General features: G+C 65.1%; 7 protein-coding genes. 3 read left to right on the forward strand and 4 right to left on the reverse strand.

Annotated elements, in window-relative coordinates:
- Positions 1–35 precede the first annotated feature (35 nt).
- Both OHQ90_RS22510 and OHQ90_RS22515 read left to right on the forward strand, forming a co-directional pair.
- On the forward strand, positions 36–2,765 hold the full coding sequence (locus OHQ90_RS22510) for a LuxR C-terminal-related transcriptional regulator (RefSeq protein WP_328400524.1): 2,730 nt from the start codon (positions 36–38) through the stop codon (positions 2,763–2,765).
- Between the two features lie 86 nt (positions 2,766–2,851).
- Entirely contained in the window at positions 2,852–3,559 is a 708-nt protein-coding gene (locus OHQ90_RS22515; RefSeq protein WP_328400526.1) for an alpha/beta fold hydrolase, read from the forward strand.
- Between the two features lie 84 nt (positions 3,560–3,643).
- On the opposite strand, the gene OHQ90_RS22520 is transcribed toward OHQ90_RS22515, so the two are convergent.
- Positions 3,644–3,787, reverse strand: a complete 144-nt coding sequence (locus OHQ90_RS22520; RefSeq protein WP_328400528.1) for a hypothetical protein — start codon at positions 3,785–3,787, stop codon at positions 3,644–3,646.
- A 149-nt stretch (positions 3,788–3,936) separates the two neighbouring features.
- Complete coding sequence (locus tag OHQ90_RS22525) at positions 3,937–4,602, reverse strand: hypothetical protein (RefSeq protein WP_328400530.1); 666 nt, start codon at positions 4,600–4,602, stop codon at positions 3,937–3,939.
- Between the two features lie 771 nt (positions 4,603–5,373).
- Here OHQ90_RS22525 and OHQ90_RS22530 point away from each other — a divergent pair.
- Complete coding sequence (locus OHQ90_RS22530) at positions 5,374–5,595, forward strand: hypothetical protein (RefSeq protein ID WP_328400532.1); 222 nt, start codon at positions 5,374–5,376, stop codon at positions 5,593–5,595.
- Between the two features lie 283 nt (positions 5,596–5,878).
- On the opposite strand, the gene OHQ90_RS22535 is transcribed toward OHQ90_RS22530, so the two are convergent.
- Both OHQ90_RS22535 and OHQ90_RS22540 read right to left on the reverse strand, forming a co-directional pair.
- Entirely contained in the window at positions 5,879–6,553 is a 675-nt protein-coding gene (locus OHQ90_RS22535) for a DUF6875 domain-containing protein (protein WP_328400534.1), read from the reverse strand.
- Entirely contained in the window at positions 6,550–23,763 is a 17,214-nt protein-coding gene (locus OHQ90_RS22540; protein WP_328400536.1) for a non-ribosomal peptide synthetase, read from the reverse strand. The genes OHQ90_RS22535 and OHQ90_RS22540 overlap by 4 nt, the downstream gene beginning before the upstream one ends.
- Between the last annotated feature and the right edge of the window lie 490 nt (positions 23,764–24,253).

Here is a 24,253-nt window from a genome sequence, read left to right on the forward strand (position 1 = left end):
GGTGAACAGTACTGTCGAACGGGGGTTGGGTCGCCGTGTTGGTTGGTCGTGAGGTCGAGCGTGATCTGATTACGGAGTTCGTCCTCGGACAGGCCGGCGACGAGCCGGCGTTGGTCGTCCGCGGTGAGCCGGGCGTGGGAAAGACCGCCGTGCTGGATATGGCTGCCGATATCGCGGCGTCCCACGGCATTCGGGTGTTGCGGGCGGCGGCGCTCGAGTACGAAGCCGATCTGAAGTTCGGTGCGCTGAATCAGCTTTTGCACCCGTTGTTGAACGGAATCAGCGAGCTCAGTGCTGCACATCGGCAAGCGTTGAATGTGATCATGGGGTTGGAGCCGGGGGCGATGCCATCGCAGCTGATCGCGGGCGCTGCGACGCTGGCACTGCTGGGAGCGGCAGCGGGACAGGGCGCTGCGCTGTTGATGATCGTCGACGATGTGCAATGGCTGGATCTGTCCAGCACGATGGCGTTGAGTTACGCAGCCCGGCGCTGGACAGGGATCGACATCCGGATGGTCGTCGCAGTGCGCGCGGATTCCGATGATGGCTTCACCCGCAGTGGTTTCCGTGTCCATGACCTGCCGGCGCTGGACGACGGTAACTCCGACGCGCTGCTGCGTGCCGCGTATCCGGCGCTGACCGCGAATGTGCGTCGACGCCTACGTGCCGACGCACAGGGTAATCCGCTGGCGCTGCTCGAGTTGCCGGTTGCGTTCGAGAAGGGGAGTCCCCCGGCCAATTTGCCTGCAGTCTTGCCGCTGACCGACCGGTTGCAAAGATTATTCGCCGATCGCCTCGCGGGGTTGCCGGACCGAACGCGGCGGATGTTGTTGTTCGTCGTTCTCGCCGGTGCCGAAAACAGCATGACTTTCGAGGACTGTGCACCCACACCGGCGGGGCTGGCCGATCTGCCGCCGGCCGAGCGCGCGGGGGTTGTCCGCGCGAACCCTCGCACCGGCAGGGTGGAGTTCCGTCATCCGCTGATTCGGTCGGCGGTCATCGAGCAGTCGACGAGCGAGGAACGCCGTCATGTCCATCGCATCCTCGCCGAGGCTTTCGCCAGGCAACCACAACGGCGGGCCTGGCATCTCGGGCAGGCGGCAGTCGGTCCCGACGAGGAGATCGCCGCGTCGCTGGAAGCGTTGTCGCAGCAGATGATTCGTCATGGCGACAGCAGGCGCGCGACGGCTGCGATGCTGCGGGCCGCTGAGCTGAGCACCTCGGACTCCGATCGCGCCCGGCGCACAGCGCGCGCGGCCTATCTGGGGACACTGATCACCGGCGACCTCGCCGATACATCCCGCCTGCTGGTGGAAGCGAACCGCACCGAGGTCGGCGAAACACCGTCATTGGAAGCGGCAGTCGCCGCGGCCTCCCAACTCCTCAACGACGAAGGTGACGCCACCACCGCAGGCAGGTTGTTACTCGCGACTATTCGAGTTCACGATCGTGATATCGGTTCCGGCGAGGACACCATGATCGAGGCCTTGCACACGTTGCTGTATGTCGGCTTCTTCAGTGGACGACCGGAACTCTGGAACGACATCAGCGAGGTTCTCGAGCGCGCCGAGCCGCAGCCGCCGGACACGCTGTCGTTGCTACACCACATCTTCGTCAACCCGGTCGAAGCCACCCAGGAAGCTCTGCGACAGCTCAGTGACGCACTCGACGGACTGCGCTTCTCCTCCGATCCACTGCGGATCATCCGCGTCGCGACGGCGGCCGCCTATGTCGATCGCATCGGTGTTGCCCGCGAATCCTTGTGGCGAGTGATCGCCGACGGTCGCCGTGGCGGTGCGATCGCCAAGGCTATCGAAGCTTTGTTTTTGATTGCGCAGGTCGATTTCTTCGAAGGCGACTGGGATGAACTGATCGAGGTCGCCGATGAGGGGCTGCAATTGTGTGCCGAGCTCGGCTACACATTGCTCGCGGGACCCGGCCAATTCCTGCGCGCCCTCGTCGATGCGGCCCGTGGCCACACCGACACCGCCGACCTTGCCGCCGAGGAACTGCTGCTGTGGGCCGCGCCACGGCACCTCGTGACTTACGCCGCCTACTCATCCCACATCCGATGTCTTTCCGCGCTCGGGCGCTCAGGTTTCGACGAGGCGTACCGGCATGCGGCGTCGGTCAACGCACCGGGTGGTTTTCCGCGCTACACACCACACGCGGTGTGGCTGGTGCTCGACCTCACCGAGGCAGCGGCCCGCAGCGGCAGGCTTGTCGAGGCGCGAACCCACGCCGAGGCCGCTGTCACGGCCGGTTTGCCCGGGCTTTCCGTCAGGCTCCGGATGCTGACCATCGCCGCGCTCGCCGTCACCGATCCACACGACTGGCGCAAGCTGTTCGAGGACACCCTGGCCACTCCCGATAGCGATCGATGGGTATTCGACCGCGCCCGAATAGAACTGCTCTACGGGGAACGGCTGCGTCGAGAGCGTGAACCAGCGGCAGCCCGAGCCCATCTGACGGCTGCGGCCCAGGCATTCGAACGACTGCAAGCGGTTCCATGGCTGGAACGGACCCGGTCGGAACTGCGAGCGGCAGGCGAGCCCGCGCTACCAGAGATCCGTGGCTCTGTGCTGACGCCACAAGAACAGGCGGTCGCCGAACTGGCGGCGTCGGGACTGACCAACAAGGAGATCGCCGAGCGACTGTTCCTCTCGGCGAGGACGGTTTCCACCCACCTCCACCGCGTGTTCCCGAAGCTCGGCATCACCACCCGCAGCGCACTGCGCGACGCGATGCGCAGACATCCCGGCTGACCTACGTCAATTGACGGATTCAGCAGCCCTGCCACGAACCTAGATTCGGTTGTGCCGAACAGCAATTCAGTGCAGAGGAGACCCGAATGAGTGCGAATAACAAGACCGTCGTCCTGGTTCACGGAGGTTTCGTGGACGGGTCCGGATGGCGGGCGGTCTATGACGAGCTCACTCGAGACGGCATCAGCGTGCGCGTCGTGCAGAACCCGACCAAGTCGCTCGCCGACGACGCCGCAACCACACGACAGATCCTCGACGACATCGATGGCGAGGTCGTCCTCGTCGGACATTCCTACGGCGGAGCGGTCATCACCGAAGCAGGTACCCACGACAAGGTCGCCGCCCTCGTCTACATCACCGCTTTCGCCCCGGATAAGGGCGAGTCGGTGAACACACTCATCGCCGGCTTCCCCCAAGACGGACCTCAGCCCCCGATCCTGGCACCTCAGCAGGGATACCTGTTCCTCGACAGGACGAAGTTCCACGAATCATTTGCCGGGGACCTCTCCTCGCAGGAAGCGGCGTTCCTGGCCGATTCCCAAGTTCCGTGGGGCTTGGACGCGCTCGGCGGGACCGTGAGTGAGGCCGCCTGGCGGCTGAAGCCCAGCTGGTACCTGCGAGTCACCGAGGACAAGATGATCCCGCCCGCGGCGCAAGCCTCGATGGCCGAACGGATCGGTGCGACCGTCATCGAGACCCCGGGAAGCCATGCCGTCTATGTCTCCCGCCCCGACGTGGTCGCGAACATCATCCGAACCGCAGCGGGCGCGGCCCGGCCTCGAACAGAGGCATGATCCCCGATTGGCGGCCACCGGCCGGGTCCCCTGTCCACTCGCGGCCGGCCGGGCGGGCGGCGAATGGACGGGGACGGCTCGCCGTCAGCTGGTGTATCCGCCGTCCACGGCGGGGGTGGTGCCTGTGACATAGCGGCCGCCGGGACCCCGCCAGGTAGGCCACCGCGGCGCGATGTCCTCGGCCGGGAACCGACCCAGGGAGCGTCGCTGGTATCCATAATCAGTCATCGATGACAGCGTCTTCCAGACTGAGTCGTAGTCGTCGAGTTCGGGGTCGTACCCGGTTCTGACGCTAGTCTCGGGTGCCGCCGGAAGCGCGTCCGCTCGGCATCCCGCCGGTGGTACGGCGCACGGCTTGAACTAGTGCCCGTACCTACTCAAACCAGGGCGGCACGGCCTTGTGCGTACGCGATGAGGTTCTCTGCGTACGCCGCCGCGTCCCGCTCCGCGAGGCATGCCCGGAATTGGATGCATGCGTCGTCGAGTTGCAGTCCTGGTCCGCGGTTGGCGAGCAGGACGATGATCGCCTCCCAGGTCTCGATCCGCGGGTTCGGGTCGGCCAACAGTTCGTCGAGGTACCGGTCCGGTTCCAGCAGCCGCAGCGCCCGGCGCGCGTAGGCGTGCACGCGCCGAGGCAGCTCGGCGCGGATAGCGTCGATGTCTGCTTGCAGCGCTTGCCGGCCCGGTTGTGTCGGGTCGACCTGTAGAGACCACAACTCGGTGAGGTCATCCGGTAGGCCGTGGTCGCCGATCAGGCCGGGGCCGGTGGCCTGCTCTAGCGGTGTGAGCGGGAGACCCAGCTGCGCATTGCGCCAGTTACAGAATTCCCACCAGGCGGTCGGGGTAGCGCTCAGGCTCAGTCCGAATCTGAGCACCTGCTGCCCTCCGGTCCAGGTGCGCAGTGTCCGGGTGCGGCCGACCGACGCCACGCCACCCGGCACGACTCGCACCCAGATAGCCTCCGAGCCGTGAAAGCCATACGGCTGCAGCAGCTTCCCTGCTTCGCGCATCAGTCGGCGCAGCGCCGAGTCCGGTCCGACCATGCCAGCAGACTAGCGGCACGCACCGACACAAACGGATCAGCAAGCATCCCACCATGTTTCGCCCAATGCAGATTCCGCTCTGCCGGCCTTTGCCCGGGTATCGCCGATACAGTGGATCGGTTCTTCCGCTGGTGGATCCGATGACTTCGCCGTTGGCGGCTTGTCTTCGTGGTGCGCGACCCCTGAGGCGCACAATTGCGGCAGCCGCAGTTCCAGCGAGTGTGGGGCCGAACTCGGTACCACCACGTGCTCGCTCGACGATCTTGTATTCGGGCGGTAGCAGGACGTTTCGACCAACTCCAGTCCATCGGATGCGACATAGCCTCTTTCGGGCCCGAATGATCTCCTTCTGCTGCATCGAGTGCCTGGCCCCAGGCGGTGAGGTTAGGAGCGGGCTGGGCGACAAGACCGATTGCCACGAGATTGCCCGCGTCCACGGTGGCGACGCCCGGGTTGGGCCCGGGCTGACATCGAGGCGACTAGTCGGCGGCTTCAGCTCGATGTCGCCCATTTCGAAGACGGCAACCGGAGTGAGCCACTGTAAGCGCAGACTGCATCGTGAGACCGCGATCTACCGCGAATCTCGTCGGATACCAGGCAGTGACACCCCGAATTATCGAATTCGTAACCCATCTGTGTCTTGATCAACTAGCGAATCGCGACTTACGGTTTGAACCCAACGGCAAATTTCTAGCGACCAATGGAGCGCGAGGCATCCACGGGACGGCTCGGGCTCGGTAAGCAAGCTCGCCCAACCAGCGGGAGCAGGTCATGACATGTTCGAAGCTCATTGTCGCTACCGCTGGCTTCATTCTGGCCGGGGCTGGGGCACTCGATATTCTCGGCGACCAATCGGTTCCCGTCGAAACCGTCCGTATAGCCACCGTCTCGAATAATGCGTCGAGCCCACCCGTGCTCGGAAATGCGCGGATCGATGTGCCACGCACGGTGAGCTGTCCGATCGAACCCGCCGCTGTCGACGACTTGAAGTAGCGCAACCTCCACCGGGATGCTGCTGTGACATAGGCTGATTCACGTGGCCGGGATTCGGCCCTATGGGCGCGGCCTGCGAGCGTTGAGTTGATCTTTCGTCAGATCGCAACGTCGGGGGAACGGAGCACGCCGCCCGAATCCGGCCATGCGATCCGGTGCGGCTGTGCCCTCGACCGCTGATCGAGCACGATGGACGGCGGGAAGGAACCGTCGCGGTAGAGCCCGAAGAGTCATCTCCGACGCCAGCGACCCAACGGCTCGGTTGCTATCGACGCAGCCGACCTCACGGAGTTCCTTCCCCGGCGTCGGGTGTTTGGACGAGTTTGTGGGAAATCGTGGAGGTGATGAACTCGGGGAGGTCGGGGGCGAAAAGTCTGAGGTAGGTGTCGATCCATTCGTGGCGAGTGTTGAGGAATGGGAAGTCGGTGGGAGCCATATGGCGTACAGCGAGGATAGGCAGGGGGGCGTCGAGTGCCGGGAATGCCGGATTGTGTAGTCCGGGGAAGGTGCAGCCCGGATAGAATTGGCCGATCATCAGCCCTTTCTCGACGAACCGGGTTTTCTGGTCCTGTTGAACAGTTTCGATATCGGCGTATTCGGTGATATCGGGAAATACTGCAAGGACGGCCTTGAATTTGGAATCGGGTTCGTCCCGGGGTGGCAGGGCGGGAAACAGCTCGTATAGGTCGTCGACAATGGCGGTTAGGCGCTCGATGTCGATGTAGCGACCATCGATGAACACGACCCACAGATATCGGCGTTCCATGGCGTGGCCGGTGTAGGGGCAGACGGGGCCGGGTCGGCCGAGGGCCGGGTGGGGTTGGCACAAGTATTCGCGGGTCCACCGGCGGAGTTCGGCAGCGTTGGGGTGCTCGGTCGCACCAGTTGCCGGGTCCAGAGCGAATAGGTTGGACGGTTCGACGCCGGTGCGCGTCCCGATGAGTCGGTAGGTGTTCACGATCGGCTTGTCCTTGCGTGGGTGGGGGCCTCCGGCGAGGAAGTATCGGTGGACCGGAAATGCTCGGCGAGGACCAGTCCGATGGCGCGGAGTGCGTCCGGGTCGGTCATCCGTTCGTGCCGGGCGGGAATGCGGTGTTCGGTGATGCGGCCGGCGATGTGGTCGTGCCATGCGAGAGCCGGAGAGGGATCGTCGTCTCTGGGGTCGGTGGCGGAGCTGAAGTAGATCAGGTCACCGTCGAAGGGTGCCGGCCGGTAGTCGCGGGTGAGGTCGATGAGCCGGGTGTAGTCGCGGTGCAGGATCACGAGATGCTCGGGGGTGAGGGCGGTGAAGAGTCCGCCTTGCCGGTGCAGCAACTCGGCCGCGGCCTCGATGGTGAGGTCGGCAGGGAGCTGGGAAACGGCGAGACCGCCGAACTCGGTAAGCAGGTCCACGATGGTGGGTGTGGGAGTGCTGATGTTACGGGCGGTGATGACGCGGGTATCCATCATTGCCAGGGTCGCGACGGGGTCGCCGTCGCGGCGGAGCTGGACGGCGATCGCGTGGGCGATAGTGCCGCCGAGCGAGTAGCCGAGCAAGTGGTAAGGGCCGTGCGGCTGGACAGATCGGATCTCCCGTACGTAGCGGGCGGCGAGTTGGTCGAGCGTGTCGAATTGTGCGGTGGGGTCGGTGAGTGTGGGGGACTGCAGGCCTTGGACCGGACGGTCGGGGTCGAGGTGCTGCACGAGTCCGCTGAAACCCCAGGCCAATCCGATAGCCGGGTGGACGCAGAACAGTGGCGGGTCGGTACCGGCGGCACGCAGCGGGAGCACGACAGAGAGCGCGTCGCCGAGATCCTGTTCGTCGAGGCCGCGTAGGCGGGTGTCGATGCGCCGCGCCAGCGATTGCGGTGTGGGGTCGGTGAAGACCCACTGCACCGGCACGTCGGCACCGGTCGACTCCGCCAGCCGCGCCACCAGTTGGGTGGCGGCCAGCGAGTTGCCGCCGAGGGTGAAGAAGCCATCGTCGACGCCAACACGTTCGATGTCGAGAGTCTGGGTGAAGGCGTCGCAGACGGTCGCCTCGAGTGGGGTGGACGGCGACCTGAACCGGGCAGGTCGCCGCTCGGGTGCAGGCAGGGCTTTGTAGTCGAGTTTGCCGGTGGGTGTGAGGGGGATTCGGTCGAGGGTGAGGATGGCGGTGGGGATCATATGGGTGGGTAGTCGGGTCACGAGGTAGGTGGTCAGTGCGATGGTGTCGGGTGTGGTGTGGGGGGTAGGGACGACGTAGGCGGTGAGTTGGTCGGCGCCGTCGGGTCGGGTGTGGACTGCCACGGCGGCGTAGGTGATATCGGGGTGGCTGCGTAGCGCGGCTTCGATGTCGCCGCGTTCGATGCGATGGCCGTGAATTTTGATTTGCAGGTCGCTGCGGCCTTTGTATTGCAGTGTTCGGTCGGCGGTCCAGGTGACCAGGTCGCCGGTGCGGTACATCCGTGTCCCGGTCGGCCCGTACGGGTCGGGGACGAATCGGGCTGCCGTGGTTGTGGGCTGCTTGTGGTAGCCGCGGGCGAGGCCTGGCCCGGAAACGTACAGTTCGCCGACTACTCCGGGTGGGACGGGGCGCAGTCTGCGGTCGAGTACGACAACGGTGAATCCCCGGGTCGGGCCGCCGATTGTCATCGGGCTGTCTGCGGTTGTGCTCATAGGAGCGTCGGCGCAGCTAGTGATTGTGGTTTCGGTAGCCCCGTAGGAGTTGATTACCGTGCGGTCCGGTGTCCATTGTTTTGCCAGACCTGGTGGACATATCTCGCCGCCGAGCATCACCGTGTCGAGGGTGTCGAGTTCGTCGGGGGGCAGCGAGGCGAGCACCGTTGGGGTGAACGCGGCATGGGTGACGTGTTCGGCCTTGATCGACTCGGCTAGTTCGGTGCCGCCGACTACTGGTGCAGGGGCGAGGACCAGTGTGGCGCCGGCGGCTGCGGCACTGAGCCATTCGAGGATCGAGACGTCGAAGCTCACGGAGGCGGCGGCCAGCACTCGAGCGGTCGGGGTGAGGCCGAGCCGCTCTCGAGTGTCCGCGGCCAGGTTCGCAATACCGCTGTGGGTGACCACGACCCCTTTAGGGGTCCCGGTGGAGCCCGAGGTGTAGATCAGATAGGCCGGGTGTTGTGGCCGTAGCGTGGCGGTGCGGTCGGGGTCGGTGATCGCATTGGGGGAGACCGACGCTGCCGTCGCGGCGAAGGAGGGGTCATCGAGGGCGAGCCAGCTCGTGGTGTCCGGTAGCTGGTCTCGGTAGATCCCGAGTGTCAGCCCGACGGCGGCACCGGAATCGGTGACCATGCTGGTGGTCCGGGCGGGGGGATGGGTGGGGTCGATCTGGACGAACGCACCGCCGGATTTGGCGACCGCCCACACGGCTGTCACGGCGTCGATGGAGCGCGGTAATGCTATGGCCACGAACGATTCCGGACCTATCCCTGTCTCGATCAGTACCCGCGCCCACCGGTTCGACGTTTCATCGAGTTCGCGGTAGGACAGCCTTACGCCGTTGCATACCACCGCTTCTGTGTCCGGCGTCATCGCGGCCGTCAACACCTGCGGCAACACCGACATCACCGCCTCGGGCCGACCGCGAACAGGTACCAGCGTGGCTCGCTCGACCGGCGATAGCAGCTGAACTTGGGTCAGCGGGAGGTCGATGTGTTCGGCGATGGTGTCGAGCACGCGCACCATTCGATCGGCGATGGCGTCGATCTGGTGTTGTGTGAACAGTTCTGGCAGGTATTTGAAGGTCAGATGCAGTTGGGTGTCGTGGTGGACCACCAGCCCCAGCGGATAGTGCGCGGCGTCGTGTCCGTGCACGTCGAGGACACGCATTCCTGCGATGTCGGTGTCGTCGGACAGCCCGGCCCTATCGACCGGGTAGGACTCGAGGACGGTCACGGTGTCGAACATCGAGCCGGGCCCGGCCACGCGTTGGATCTGCGCGAGCCCGAGGTGGTGATGGTCGAGCAGCAAGGCTTGTTCGGTTTGGATTCGCCGTAGTAGTTGGGCCAGGGTTTCGCGGTGGTCGAGCCGGACCCGCACGGGCACGGTGTTGACGAACAGCCCGATCATCGATTCGACGCCGGGGATTTGCGGGGGGCGCCCGGAGACGGTGGTGCCGAAGACCACGTCCTCGCGGGCGGTGGAAGTGGCGAGCACGATCGCCCAGGCGGCTTCGATGAGGGTGTTGAGCGTGGCCTCTTGTTGCTGGGCCACCGCGACCAGGGCCGCGGTGCGCTGTTCGCTCAGCTGCACCCGGATTTCGCGTGCGGCGATGGTGGGCCGACGGCCGCGGTCCGCGGGCACCAGCAGAGTCGGCTCGGTTATGCCCTCGAGTGTCTGCGCCCACGCGGCTTCCGCCGCATCCTGGTCCTGGGAGTTCAGCCACCTCAGGTAGTCGCGGTAGGGACGCACGAGGGGCAGCACCGTGGCATCGCTGTCGGTGGCGTAGAGGGTCAGCAGTTCCCGGATCAGCAGTGGCGTGGACCAGCCGTCTATCAGGATGTGATGCATGCTCACCAGCAGTTGGTACTGCTGGGGTGCGGTGCTGATCAGTGTCAGTCGCAGCAGTGGCGCCGTGGTCACATCGAAGCAGGTGCGGCGGTCGGTGTCCATGAGCTCTTCGAGCGCAGCCTCGGTGTCATCGCGCTCGGCCAAGTCGATCTGGGTGAAGGGCACGTCGACGTGCTGGTGCACCACCTGGACCGCTTCACCGGCGCCGGCGCGCACAAACGCGGTCCGCAGGTTCGGGTGCCGTCCGATGAGAGTCTGCGCCGCGCGGCGTAGCCGGTCCGCGTCGACGTGCCCGCCGAGTTCCAAACAGAGTTGCACGATGTAGGCGTCGAGGGCCCCGTCGGCGAGCTGGGCGTGGAATAGCAACCCCGTCTGCAGCGGCGTGAGCGGCCATATGTCGTCCAGTGTCGAACGTTTGATTTCGAGCCGGTCGATTGTGTCTTGGTCGAGGTCGACGAGGTCGACGTCGGAAGGGGTCAGCCCGCCGGCGCCGGGCCCGGACGCGTGGGCGGCCAGAGCGGTCACCGCGTCGCGCCACAGTCCCGCGAGGTCGGCGACCTCGGTGTAGGAGAGTAGACCGGTCGGATACTCCCAGGCGGCGGTAAGGGTAGGCCCGTCCGATGTGTCCATGGTGACCGCGTTGATGCCGAGCAGGGCTGCGACGGGTGCGTCGGGATTCTGGACGCCGCCGCCCACAGTGTCGTCGCCGACGGGCATCCACGCGACATCGCGCAACGTCGCGGGAGTGGTGTCGAACCGACCGAGATAGTTGAAGCTCAGCTGGGGGGTGGGCAGTTCACGCAGGATGCGGGCGGTATCGGCGTTGAGGTAGCGCAGTAGCCCATAGCCGATCCCGTGGTTGGGGACCTGTCGGAGTTGTTCCTTGACCGACTTGAGGACAGCCGCGGCGGCAGCCCCTGCGGCGAACGCATCGTCGATGTCGATATCGGACAGGTCGAGTCGCACCGGGTAGGTGGTCGTGAACCATCCGACGGTGCGGGTGAGGTCGGCACCGGGAAGAACCGTGTCGTGGCGGCCGTGGCTTTCCAAGGTGAGCAGCGCCTCGGTGACGGTGTTGCCGTGGCGGCACTGCCATCGAGTCAGCGCCAGCGCGAGCCCGGCGATGAGGGCGTCGTGCACGTTGCTGTGGAAGGCTCGGGGCAGGGTAGTGAGTACGGCGCGGGTCACCTCGGTAGGTAGCGCCACCTCGACAGTGGCGACGGTGGCTTGCACGTCCACGACCGGGTCGATCGGGCGGGTACCGATCGGCGGATCGGCAACGCCGAGCGTGGACCGCCACCAGTCGAGTTCATCGCGACTTTCGGCGGCGGCGTTCAGAGCATGCGCCCAGCGTCGCATCGAGGTGCCGACAGGCGCGAGCCGCGGCTGTTGCCCGACGCTGAGCTGAGCCCATGCCGCAGCGAAATCGGGAACGAGGATCCGCCACGATACGCCGTCGATGACCAGGTGATGTGCGACGACGAGCAGCCGTCCCGGCTGTCCGGCCCAATCGAACCAGACCAGCTGGAGCATGACCCCGGCTGCGGGGTCGAGGCGTTCGGCCGCGGCATTCGCCTCAGCGTCGGCGAGCGTGGCGAAGACGCTGCTGCCGGGTGCCGCATCCACCGGCACGCGCCGGATCAATCCGGCAGTGGGCATCGCTGTCGGTTGTACCCGCAGCGCCCAGCCCGACGTGTGCGCGGGTTCCGGGCGTAGTCGAGATCGCAGCATGTCGTGCTGATCGATTACTGCCTGGACGGTGGCATCGATTCCGGTGGCGTCGATGCCGGTCGGCAGAGTGAGCATCACCCACTGACAGAAACGGTCGAAGCCGCCGCGCTCGAACATCCAACACATGATCGGTGTCACCGGTATCGGCCCTACGCCGCCGCCGGGCAGTTCCGTCGGAAGGGAGGTCGCCGCGGTGCTGTCGTCGAGAACGGCGATCTCGGCCAGCCCGGCCACTGTTTTACGTTCGAACACCTCGCGCGTGGAGAACACCACACCCGCCGCCCTGGCCCGAGTCACCAATTGGATCGACATGATGCTGTCGCCGCCCAGGGCGAAAAACGAATCATCGAGACCGACCGTATCGATACCCAATACCTCGGCGAACAGGCTCGCGAGAGCCGTTTCCACCTCGGTAGCCGGTGCCCGGAATTCGCCGCGGCGCGTGGTGAAGTCCGGCGCGGGCAGAGCGGTGCGGTCGAGCTTGCCGTTCGCCGTCATCGGTAGCGCGTCGAGCACCACGACAGTCGCGGGCACCATGTGCGAGGCCAATCGCTCCCCGACGAACGCGAGGACGGCGGCCGCGTCGAGGTCGGTGCCGGGCTCAAGCACCACATACCCGATCAACCGGTCGCCGATGGCAGGGTCCCGGTGCACAGTCGCTACCGCACTGGCCACAACCGGGCAGGCTCGCAGAGCCGATTCGACCTCGCCGAGCTCGACGCGGAAACCACGCACCTTGACCTGGAAGTCCGACCGGCCCACATAATCGAGCGCCAGACTTCCCTCAGGTAGCCGCAGCCACCGCATCAGGTCGCCGGTCCGATACATGCGCTGCCCCGGGCCTGCGAACGGATCGGCGACGAACCGCGACGCCGTCAGACCTATCCCGTTGCGGTAACCGCGAGCCAGACCCGGGCCCGCCAGATACAACTCCCCGACGACCCCGACCGGCACTGGTCGCAACCACGCGTCGAGCACGACCTGACCGACCCCGTGGATCGGTCCGCCGATCGTCACCGCCTCACCTGCCACCATCGGCGCACCGACATCGGTCATGATCGTGGCCTCCGCCGGACCGTAGGTGTTGAAGAATCTCCGGCCCGGTGCCCACCGTGACACCAACTTGGGTGAGGGCGCCTCGCCACCGATCACGACGGTCCGGAGGTCCTCGAGCCCGTCCGGATCGACCGTCCCCAAAGCGGCGGGCGTCAGCGCGGCATGGGTCACCTTTGTGCGCAACAGGATCTGCGCCAGCTCGCCCCCGCCGTAGATGGTCGGGGGCGCAATCACCAGCCGCCCACCCGTTGCGAACGCCCACAGGTGTTCCAGCATCGCCGCATCGAAACTTGGAGACGCGAAATGCAGCACCCGCGCGGTCGGTCCGATGTCGAACCGCGAACCCTGTTCGGCCACCAGGTTCGCCAGCCCTCGATGCGACACCACCACACCCTTCGGCATACCTGTCGAGCCGGATGTGTAGATCACGTACGCCGCATTGTCGACCCGCACCGGCGATGTTCGCTCCGCATCGGTCACCGGCAACGCCGGCAACCCCGCAACCTCCGCCTCGACCGCCGACTCGTCGAGGACCAACCACGGCACCGCCGCAGGGAGCCGATCACACCACTCCGACAGTGTGATTCCCACCGCCACACCCGAATCGGAGAGCATGTGCTCGACCCGGCTGGTCGGGTACTGCGGGTCCACCGGCACGAACGCTGCCCCCGACTTAGCCACCGCCCACAGCGCTAGCACCGAATCGACCGACCGCGGCAACCCGACCGCAACACTCGCCTCCGGCCCCACACCCCGACCGATCAGCAACCGTGCCAACCGATTCGACTCCGCATCCAGCTCGCCGTACGTCCACCGCCGTTCCCCGCACACCACCGCGACCGCCCTCGGATCGCGCTCCGCCGCGGCCGCCAGCACCTTCGGCAACACCTGCTCCGGCACAGCCGGGTCACCCGACACCGGCGTCAACTCCCGGTGCTCGGCCGGGGAGAGCAGATCCAGCCGGGCCAGCGGCAGATCCGGGTCGGCCGCAACGACGCTGATCACGCGCAGGACACGCTGCAGGGTTGCATCCATCGTGTCCTGGTCGAAGAGTTCGGGCAGGTACTTGATTTTGAGGTGCAGCCGCGTGTCGACACGCGCAACCACTCCCAGCGGATAGTGCGCGGCGTCGGTGCCGGTCACGTCGAGCAGCCGCATGCCGCCGATGTCGGTATCGGCGGTCAGCCCACCACGATCGATCGGAAAGGACTCGAACACCGTGATCGTGTCGAATACCGTCCCTGGCCCGGCCACCCGCTCGATGTCGGTCAGGCCCACGTAGTGGTGATCGAGCAGCGCGGCCTGCTCGGCCTGGATCCGGTCGAGCAGCTGCCCCAAGCTCTCGGCGGGGTCGAGACGGACGCGGACCGGCAGTGTGTTGATGAACAGCCCGATCATCGATTCGATGCCCGAGATCTGCGGGGGCCGTCCGGACACTGTAGCGCCGAATGTCACGTCCTCCCGGGACGTCAATGTGCCCAACACGATCGCCCATGCCATTTGGATCACGGTGTTGAGGGTGATTCCACGGGCCCGCGCTAGGCCGGTCAGCGCCGCGGTCTGTTCCTCGGTCAGTTCGCCGAGCACATCCCGTGATTCGGTGTACGGGCGGCCGGGATCGGCCGGAGCCACCAGGGTCGGCCCGTCGGCGCCGTCGAACGCGCGGGCCCAAGCTTCGAGTGACGCAGCCGGGTCCCGCCCTACGATCCATGCCAGGAAGTCCCGGTAGGGCCGTGTACGCGGCAGTATCGAGGCGTCGCCGTCGGTGGCGTAGAGGATCAGAAACTCTTTCAGGAGCAGCGGCGTCGACCAGCCGTCGAGCAGCAGGTGATGATTGGTCAGCACGAGCCGGTAGTGCTCCGGCCCCGTGGTGACCAGCATCCAGCGGAGCAGCGGCGCACGAGCCGGGTCGAACCGGGTCACCCGGTCCGCGGCGATCAGGCGATCCCACTCGCGATTCCGCGCATGGTCATCAAACCCGGACAGGTCGAGCTCCGACCATGGAGCCTCGACATCTTCATTGACGACTTGCACCGGTCCGGCAGCGGTGTCGGTGACGAATGCGGTGCGCAGATTCGCGTGCCGGTCGAGCAGCAGTTGTCCGGTCCGGCGCAGCCGCTCCGGATCGACCTGCCCACGCAACTCGAGGACCAACTGCACCAAGTAGGCGTCCGTCGACTCCTCGGACACCAGCGCATGGAACAGCAACCCCTCCTGCAACGGAGTCAGTGGCCAGACATCGCTCAACGCCGGGTAGCTGTCTTCGAGTCGCTCGATCTCGGACTGCCCGAGCCTGATCAGACCCAGATCCGACGGCGTCCGTCCGGCCCCGGCGCCGTGGATATGTGTTGCCAACGCGGTCAATACCTGGCACCACGACTCCGCCACCTCACGCACCTCGTCGACAGTGAGCACCCTGTCGGGATACGACCAGATTGCCCGCAACCGCGGCCGGCCCTCATCGTCGAGGGTGAAGGCATTGATGTCGAGCGCCGCCGACACCGGCAGTTCCGGATTCTGCGCACCGGCGAGCTCGGCACTCGCGAGGTTGCCATCGTTGTCCACCGGCATCCATCCGGCCGACTGCATTCCTTCGGGAATCCTCGTGGAGACGTAGTTGAACTCGATCTGCGGCGTCGGCAGCGCCTCGAGTATCGGTCGGGTGTCCGGGTTGAGATACCGCAACAAGCCGTAGCCGATTCCGTGGTCCGGGACAGCGAGGAGTTGCTCCTTGACGGACTTGACCGCTGCCCCCATAGCCGGCCCGCCGGCGCACGCGTCATCGAGATCGATGCCCGACAGATCCAGGCGCATCGGAAACCTCGTGGAGAACCAGCCGACCGTCCGGCTCAGATTCGAACCCGGGACGGCGCCTTCCACGCGGCCGGGCTCTTCGAGACCGATCACGACGTCCACTAGCGGGCGACCGGAGGCTTCCGTCTCATGCTCGCGCCGCCACTTCGTCACCGCCACCGCAAGCGCGGCCAGCAACCCGTCACGCACGCTGCCGTGGAATGCCGCGGGCACGTCGGTCAACAGCGCCTCGGTCAGCTCGGGGGACAAGTCGACCTCGACCGAGCGAACGGTGGCAGCCACGTCGATCGCGGGGTCGAGTGGCCGGGATCCGATCATCGGATCGTCGCCGACGGACATCGCTTGCCACAGTTCGAGTTCGGCGGCCCGCTGCGGCTGTAGGGCTGCCTCGGCCAGCCCGTGCGCCCACCTGCGCATCGACGTCCCGACCGGGGCCAGTTCGGGTAGCTCGCCGGATGCTATCCGCGCCCACGCGACCGCGAGATCCGCGATCAGCACCCGCCAGGAAACACTGTCGATCACCGAACGATGCACCAGCACCAGCGCCTTGCCCGGCTCCGCTGCGTCCACCGGATCGAACCACACCACCTGCATCACGATCCCAGCGCCTGGATCGAGCCGGTCCGCGCCGACATCCAACTCTGCCGCCGCCGACGCACGGAACTCGACACTTCCCAGCTTTCCGTCCGTGGCCACCCGGTGGACGATGTCGTCGGCTCGAACCATCCCGACGGGCAGCACCTCCCACGTCCAGCTCCCTTCGGCGCCCGGGCGCAGCCGCGCGCGCAGCATGTCGTGCCGATCGAGCACCGCCTGCACCGTGCCCGTCATCCTCTGCAGGTCGATCCCCGCCGGCAGACCCAGCACCACTGCCTGCGAGAAGCGGTCGAACCCCGACTCCGCGCGTTCGATCAGCCATTGCATGCTCGGTGTGGCCGGCATCGGCCCCACACCCCCGCCAGGTAGTTCCTTCGGAAGGCAGGCCGCCGCGCTGTTGTCGCGGACGGCGATCTGGGCCAGCCCGGCGACCGTTTTGCGCTCGAACACGTCGCGCGCGGAGAACACCACACCCGCCGCCCTGGCTCGAGTGACCAGCTGGATCGACATGATGCTGTCGCCGCCGAGGGCGAAGAACGAATCGTCGAGACCGACCGTGTCGATACCTAATGCACCGGTGAACGATTCGGCGATCGTGTGTTCGAGGGGTGTTCGGGGTGCTCGGAACGGTGTGGTGTCGGTGAATACGGGATCTGGTAGTGCTTTGCGGTCCAGTTTGCCGACCGGTGTCAGCGGGATGTGGTCGAGCACCATGATGGTGGATGGGACCATGTAGGACGGTAGCCGGCTGGTGAGGTGTTCGGTGAGGGTGGTGATGTCGATCGAGTGCCCTTGTGCGGCAAGGACATACGAGACCAGTGACTCGGTGCCGGATTCGTTGTGGTGGCCGATGGTGGTGGCGAAGCCGACGCTTTCGTGGGTGGTGAGTGTTGTGTCGATCTCGCCTAGTTCGATGCGTAGTCCGCGGATTTTTACCTGGAAATCGGATCGGCCGAGGTGTTGGATCGATCCGTTGGTTGTCCACCGGACTATGTCTCCGGTGCGGTACATGCGTTCGCCGGGTATCCAGGGGCAGGCTGTGAAGCGTTCGGCTGTCAGGGCTGCTCGGTGGTGGTATCCGCGGGCCAGGAGTGTGCCCGCGATGTACAGTTCGCCTGCTACACCGGCTGGTACGGGTTGTAGTCGTTGGTCCAGTATCCATTCCGAGACACCACGAATCGGGCCACCGATCGTGACCGACTCACCCGCCACCAACTGAGCGCTCTGGTTTGTCGTGGTCGTCGCCTCGGTCGGACCATAATCGTTCACCATGTCGCGCCCACCGCTCCAGCGCTCGACCAACTCGGTGCCGTACTGCTCACCACCGACTGCTAGGTGTTCCCACTCTGGCAGTGGCCAACGGGTGTGGTCGATGGTGGACAATGCGGACGGTGTGATGAGGCCGTGGCTGACGTGCTCGCGGTCGAGTAGTTCGGCGAGTTCGTCGCCGCCGTAGATGTCGCTGGGTGCGATGACCATGGTCGCGCCTGCGCGCAACGTCAGCAACAATTCCAGTACCGATACGTCGAAGCTGGGTGAAGCCAAATGCAGAATACGAGAACGCGATTCGATGTTCATGGCATCGTGGTGCTCGGTGGCGCAGTTGCGGAGTCCGCGGTGGGTGACCGCGACGCCTTTGGGTAGTCCGGTTGATCCGGAGGTGTAGATGACGTAGGCGATGTCATCGACTCGCAGCGGGCGTACGCGGTCACAGTCGGAGATCGGCTGGGCACTGATGGCATTGTCGGGGTTGTCGGCTGTCAACCAGTCGACATCGTCGGGTAACCGGGCGCGCACCGATGCCACGGTCAATCCGATGGCCGCTGTCGAATCGGTCAGCATGTGGGTGATGCGCTCGAGGGGATAGGTCGGGTCGATCGGTAGGAACGCTGCTCCCGACTTGGCGATCGCCCATACCGCGAGTACCGACTCCGGCGAGCGTGGAATACCTATCGCGACAATATCTTCCGGGCCGATTCCGCGTTGGATGAGTAGTCGGGCCATCCGGTTGGAACGTTCGTCCAACTCCCGGTAGCTCAGTCGCCGCCCCTCGAACACGATCGCGGTGGCCTCGGGGTCTCGAGCAGCTGCCGCGGTCAACAGGTCGGCCAAAGTGGTGGGCGCCGCCGCGGGCGCACCAGAACGCGCCAGTAGATCAGCTCGTTCGGCGGGCTCGAGTACCTCGATCATCCCGACCGGAGTCATGGGATCGGTGGCGACCGACTCGAGTATCCGGATCCAGCGATGTACCAGAGAATCAATAGTTGGTGCGTCGAACAGATCCGTGGCATAGGTGACCGCTACTGCGATCTCGCCGCTGTCATGGGTGTCGGACAATACGACCTGCAGATCGAAGCGGGACACCTCACTGGACAGGTCGACTATCGATATATCGAGGCCGGGCAGTTCGAGTTTCACTTGTTCCAGATTTTGGAATGCCAGCATCACCTGGAAGAGCGGGTGTCGGGATTGGGACCGTTGCGGGGCGAGTTGGTCGACGAGTTGTTCGAATGGAATGTCGGCGTGGTCGAAGGCATCCAGATCGACCTGTCTGGTGCGGCTGAGGAGGTCGGTGAATGATTCGGCGAGATCGATGTCGGTTCTCAATACCAGTGTGTTGACGAACATGCCGACCACGTCGTCGAGTTCTGCTGCGCCGCGCCCGGCGATCGGTGTGCCGATCGGAATGTCTGTGGTGCCACTCAGTCGGGCGAGCAGGACCGCGAGCGTGCTGTGGACCACCATGAACAGTGACGAATTCTGTTGCCGCGCGAACCTTTCCAGCGACTGCATCAACTTCGCGTCCAGCGTGTAGTCGATGGTGGCCCCCCGATTCGACGCCACCACCGGCCGCGACCTGTCAGTCGGCAGACGAAGCTCCTCGGCCACTCCGCCCAGAGTTTCGGTCCAGTACCGGATCTGCTGGGCGCAAAGCGATTCCGGATCGTCGGGCGAGCCGAGGGCGGCTCGTTGCCACAGTGCGTAGTCCGCGTACTGGACAGGCAGCGGTGTCCACGAAGGGCGTTCTCCGCGGATCCGTGCGGTGTACGCAGTCGTCACGTCGCGGGCCAGCGGTGTCATGGAGAAACCGTCCGCGGCGATGTGGTGCACCACAACGGTCAACACGTATTCGGGCTCCTCGCCACCGGCCGTGCGGAACAATCGGGCACGCACTGGTGCCCGGGTGCTCACATCGAAACCTTCGGTGACGAATTCGGTTACCGCTGCGTCCAGTTGGCTCGGCGGAACCGATACCAGGCCGAGCTCGAAGTCGACCTCGTCGGCGGGTTCGATCAGCTGGATCAGCGTTCCGTCGTGGTCCGGGTATCGTGTCCGCAAAGACTCGTGTCTGCGTAGCACGTCAACCACGGCCGATCGCAGGGCGTCGACGCTCAACTCGCCACGCAGCCGAATGGCGATCGGCACATTGTATGCCCCCGAACTGGTGTCGTACTGGTTGAAGAACCACATCCGTTGTTGGGCCGGTGCCAACGGCACGAGCTCGGGGCGCGGCCAGGCGATCAGTGGTGGGCGTTGTCGCCCCGTGCCGGCATGCCGCTCGATATGGGTTGCGAGCGCCGCTACCGTGGATGCCTCGAACAACAGCCGCACCGGAACCTCGGTTTCCAGCGCGGCCCCGAGTCGCATCGCAACCCGGGTCGCGACCAAACTGTCTCCGCCCATGTCGAAGAACGAGTCGTCGAGACCGATTGTGTCGATACCAAGTACATCGGTGAACACTCGAGCGATCGTGTGTTCTATCAGCGTCTCAGGCGCTCGGAACGCCTTTTTGTCGGTGTGTACCGGCTTCGGTAGTGCCTTGCGGTCGAGTTTGCCCACCGGTGTCAATGGAATGTGGTCCAGCACCATGATCGAGGGCGGGACCATGTAGGACGGTAACCGGTCGGTGAGGTATTTGGTCAGGGTTGCGGTATCGATCGAGTGATCCGGCGTGGCAACGACATACGAAACCAGCGACTCGGCCCCGGAATCGTTGCGGTGGCCGATGGTGGTGGCGAAACCGACGGTCTCGTGGGCGGCGAGTGTCGCATCGATCTCACCGAGTTCGATGCGTAGGCCCCGAATTTTCACCTGGAAGTCGGAACGGCCGAGATGCTGGACCGCTCCGTCGGCCGTCCACCGAACCACATCCCCCGTACGATACATACGCTCACCGGGTCTCCAGGGACAGGCTACGAAACGCTCGGCCGTCACACCTGCCCGACGATGATATCCGCGGGCCAGCGCAGCACCCGCGATATACAACTCACCCGCTACACCGACTGGTACGGGTTGCAGCCGCTGATCCAACACCCACTCCGAGACACCGCGAATCGGACCGCCGATCGTAACCAACGCACCCGCCACCAACGGAGTGCCATGGTTCGTCATGATCGTGGCCTCGGTCGGACCGTAAGCATTGAAGAACTCACGACCGTCGGCCGTCCAGCGCCGCACCAGTTCCGGCGGGCAAGCATCACCGGCAGCAACGACGACTCGCAGGTTGTCGAGCCCGTCCGGATCCACCGAAGTCAACGCCGCCGGCGTGATCACGGCGTGGGTCACCCGCTCGCGGCGCAGTAGCTCAGCCAGCTCTGCGCCACCGTAGATGCCGGGCACGACGATCACCATCGTGGCGCCGGCACCCGCCGCAAGCAGCAACTCCCAGACCGATGCATCAAAGCTCGGCGACGCGAAATGCAGGGTCCGCGAAACCGCAGTCACCGCATAGCGTTCCCGCTGTTCGGAACTGAGCACGGCCAACCCGGCATGCGTCACGATCACGCCCTTCGGCACACCGGTCGAGCCCGAGGTATAGATCAGATACGCTGGATGCTGCGGTCGTAGCGGGGTTGTGCGTTCGGGATCGGAGATCGGCTGGGCACCGAAGTCCTTGTCGAGGTTGTCCGGTATCAGCCAGTCGATGTTGTCGGGGAGTCGTGCGCGTACTGATGTCATGGTCAGACCGATGGCCGCTTTCGAATCGGTCATCATGTAGGTGATGCGTTCGGTGGGGTAGGTCGGGTCGATCGGCAGGAAAGCAGCTCCCGATTTGGTGATCGCCCATACCGCGAGGACCGAATCCATAGAGCGCGGCATACTGATCGCGACGATGTCTTCCGGGCCGATACCCCGTTGGATGAGGACCCGCGCTAATCGGTTCGAACGCTCGTCCAACTCTCGGTAGCTCAGCTGCTGCCCGTCGAACACGATCGCCGTGGCATCGGGATCCTGCACGGCCGCCGTGGTCAGCAGGTCGGCCAGGGTGGTGGGCACCACGGTCGGTGCACCGGAGCGTGTCAACAGATCGGCTCGTTCGGCAGGCTCGAGCACCTCGATCGTCCCGACCGCAACCATGGGATCGGTGGCAACCGACTCCAGTACCCGGATCCACCGATGCACAAGAGAATCGATGGTCGACGCGTCGAACAAATCCGTGGCATAGGTGACCGATGCCGTCATGTCGCCGCTGTCACGGTCGTCCGACAGCACGAAGTGCAGGTCGAAACGAGACACCTCGGTAGGCAGGTCGACCACCGACGCCGCGAGACCAGGCAGCTCGAGCTCAACTCGTTCCAGATTCTGGAATGCCAAAAGCACCTGGAACAGCGGGTACCGGGACTGGGATCGCTGCACAACGAGCTGATCCACCAACTGCTCGAACGGAACATCGGCATGCTCGAAAGCGTCCAGGTCGACCTGCCTGATCCGGCCTAGCAGATCGGTGAACGATTCATCGAGATCGATGTCGGTCCGCAACACCAGAGTGTTGACGAACATGCCGATCACGTCGTCGAGCGCGGCTGCGCCACGCCCGGGGATCGGTGTGCCGATCGGAATGTCGGTGCTACCACTCAACCGGGCAAGCAGAACCGCCAACGCGCCGTGAATCACCATGAACAGTGATGAATTATGTTGCTGCCCAATCACTTTCAACGATCCAACCAGCCCGGCACGCAATGAATAACTCGCAGTGGCAACCCGAGTCGATTTCGCCACCGGCCGCGGCCTGTCGATTGGCAGACAAAGCTCCCCGGGAAGGTTCGCGAGCGTGGCGCGCCAGAACGCCAGGTTCTGGCGGCGGCGCCGGATCCGAGCGCCGTGGCGGGCGCTGCTGGGGTGGACCTGCCCGAGATCAGTGCCAGGCGTGGCGGCTGCGAACGCGTCGAGGAACTCCAAAAATCCGGTGCAATGCGCCGACAATTCGGGGCCGGTATAGAGGTTGGGATTGGCCAAGAAGTGGAGAATCGTTCGCGGCGGGTCTCCGGTCTGATATAGGTCGACCAACAAATCCTCGACGGGCCCCGAGCTCAGGAGATGGAACTCCCCGGTCACCGATCCAAAACGGATCTGCTGGGGGAAATACATGACATTCACCATCGGACCCGCGAAACGCCGCTGCCCGCTGTATCCCGCGGCGGCGCGAATGTCGGTGAGGCCGCACCGCTGGTGCCGCAACGCTCCTATCAGGTCGGACTGCACCCGCCGCACCAGCATCGCGACCGTATCCTCAGTGCCGAGCACGATCGGAAGCGGCACGACGTTGACGAAGACTCCCCCCGACCGCCGCAGCACCGCGGTCGTGCGACCCGACACGGGAATATTGACCAGGACCTCGTCTCGCCCCGTCATACGGGCCAGATAACTTCCGAATGCGGCGATCACCACCGCGGCCGGGGTCGCCTCCAACGCTTTCGCGGAATGATCAATCCGCCCTACCGTCCCCGTGGGGAGTTCGCCTTTCGCGACCACACTGTCGGCGCGCGCGGGTGCGTACCCGGTGGCGAGGCTGGACTCGTCCTCGACATCGGCGAGTCTGTCCACCCAATAGGCTTGGTCGCTGGTGAACCGCTTCGACTCTCGGTAACTGCAGTCGGCCTCGTAGAGGGTGCGCAGGTCCGCCGCTCGGTTCGGCTCTGCTGTCTGGCCCTGCACCGCCGCCGTGTACAGCGCCGCGACCCGGTTCATCACCATCATCGCGGCGTAGCCGTCCAATGCGACGTGGTGAATCCTGCAGTACCACAGGAAATGTCGATCTCCGACCTGCACAACCACCCATGCGACCAACCGGTCGCGGGTCATCTCCAGAGGTGCGGTGTACTCCCGGCGCATCCACTGCAAGGCTGCGGCCATGGGGTCCGGTTCACCACGCATATCGATGACCGGCCCCGTCGATTCAAGCAACGGGTCGAACAACTGATACGGCTCACCGTCGACCTCGACCAGCCGCAGATACCCCGATTGGAATTCGAGGCCGACTCGAATCGACGTCTCACGCAATACCTCCAGATCCAGATCCCCATGGAACTCGAGATACTGCGCCTCACATATCGGCACGTCCGGGCTCAACTGCTGCGCCAGCCACAGCCCCCGCTGCCCCGCAGACAGCGGCACTGGCTGAGTGACCGACACGTTTGGCCCGGTATCCCCGCCCGATCCGGCGTCGGGTGGGAACTGCGGTCGCAGAACGGTCATCACTTGCCTCCAGACCCGACCGCGCCCAGTATAAGCCGACTGATTGGTATGCGCATACCCTCGGACCCATGATCCGCGCGGTGAAATAATGTCTGAATTTGCGGAATTGATAGGGCGCCGCTCTGCGACTTATCCATGAAGATCGTGAGGTCCATCGGGCCTGGATGGCGACCCCGTTCGACTCGTGACCATCCGCCTCGGCCCGACATCTCGAGGCGCTTACTCGGACACCTCAACGCACTTGACTCGACACCCAATTGCGGATTGCCGCTGCCTGATCGCTAGGGCGGCCGGCCCGTCGGGATTGATGACCCAGCCACCGGCAGCGAGGGAAATAGCTACCATGACCTGCGTTTTTGATGCGACGTCAGAGGAAATGTGGGTTGGGTCGAAGTGGACCGCAGTGACCTCGAAAACCTCCTCGGGAACTGGCGACATGTCGCAGGCGGTGGGGCAGTGGCTTTCGGAAGCAAGGCGGGGGACTTCGACT

The organism is Nocardia sp. NBC_00403 (genome assembly GCF_036046055.1).
Lineage (GTDB): Bacteria > Actinomycetota > Actinomycetes > Mycobacteriales > Mycobacteriaceae > Nocardia.

Excerpts from the sequence above, each read along its gene's own strand:
- OHQ90_RS22515 (WP_328400526.1), top strand. The coding sequence starts at position 2,852 with ATGAGTGCGAATAACAAGACCGTCGTCCTGGTTCACGGAGGTTTCGTG.
- OHQ90_RS22520 (WP_328400528.1), bottom strand. The coding sequence starts at position 3,787 with ATGACTGATTATGGATACCAGCGACGCTCCCTGGGTCGGTTCCCGGCC.
- OHQ90_RS22525 (WP_328400530.1), bottom strand. The coding sequence starts at position 4,602 with ATGGTCGGACCGGACTCGGCGCTGCGCCGACTGATGCGCGAAGCAGGG.
- OHQ90_RS22530 (WP_328400532.1), top strand. The coding sequence starts at position 5,374 with ATGACATGTTCGAAGCTCATTGTCGCTACCGCTGGCTTCATTCTGGCC.
- OHQ90_RS22540 (WP_328400536.1), bottom strand. The coding sequence starts at position 23,763 with ATGACCGTTCTGCGACCGCAGTTCCCACCCGACGCCGGATCGGGCGGG.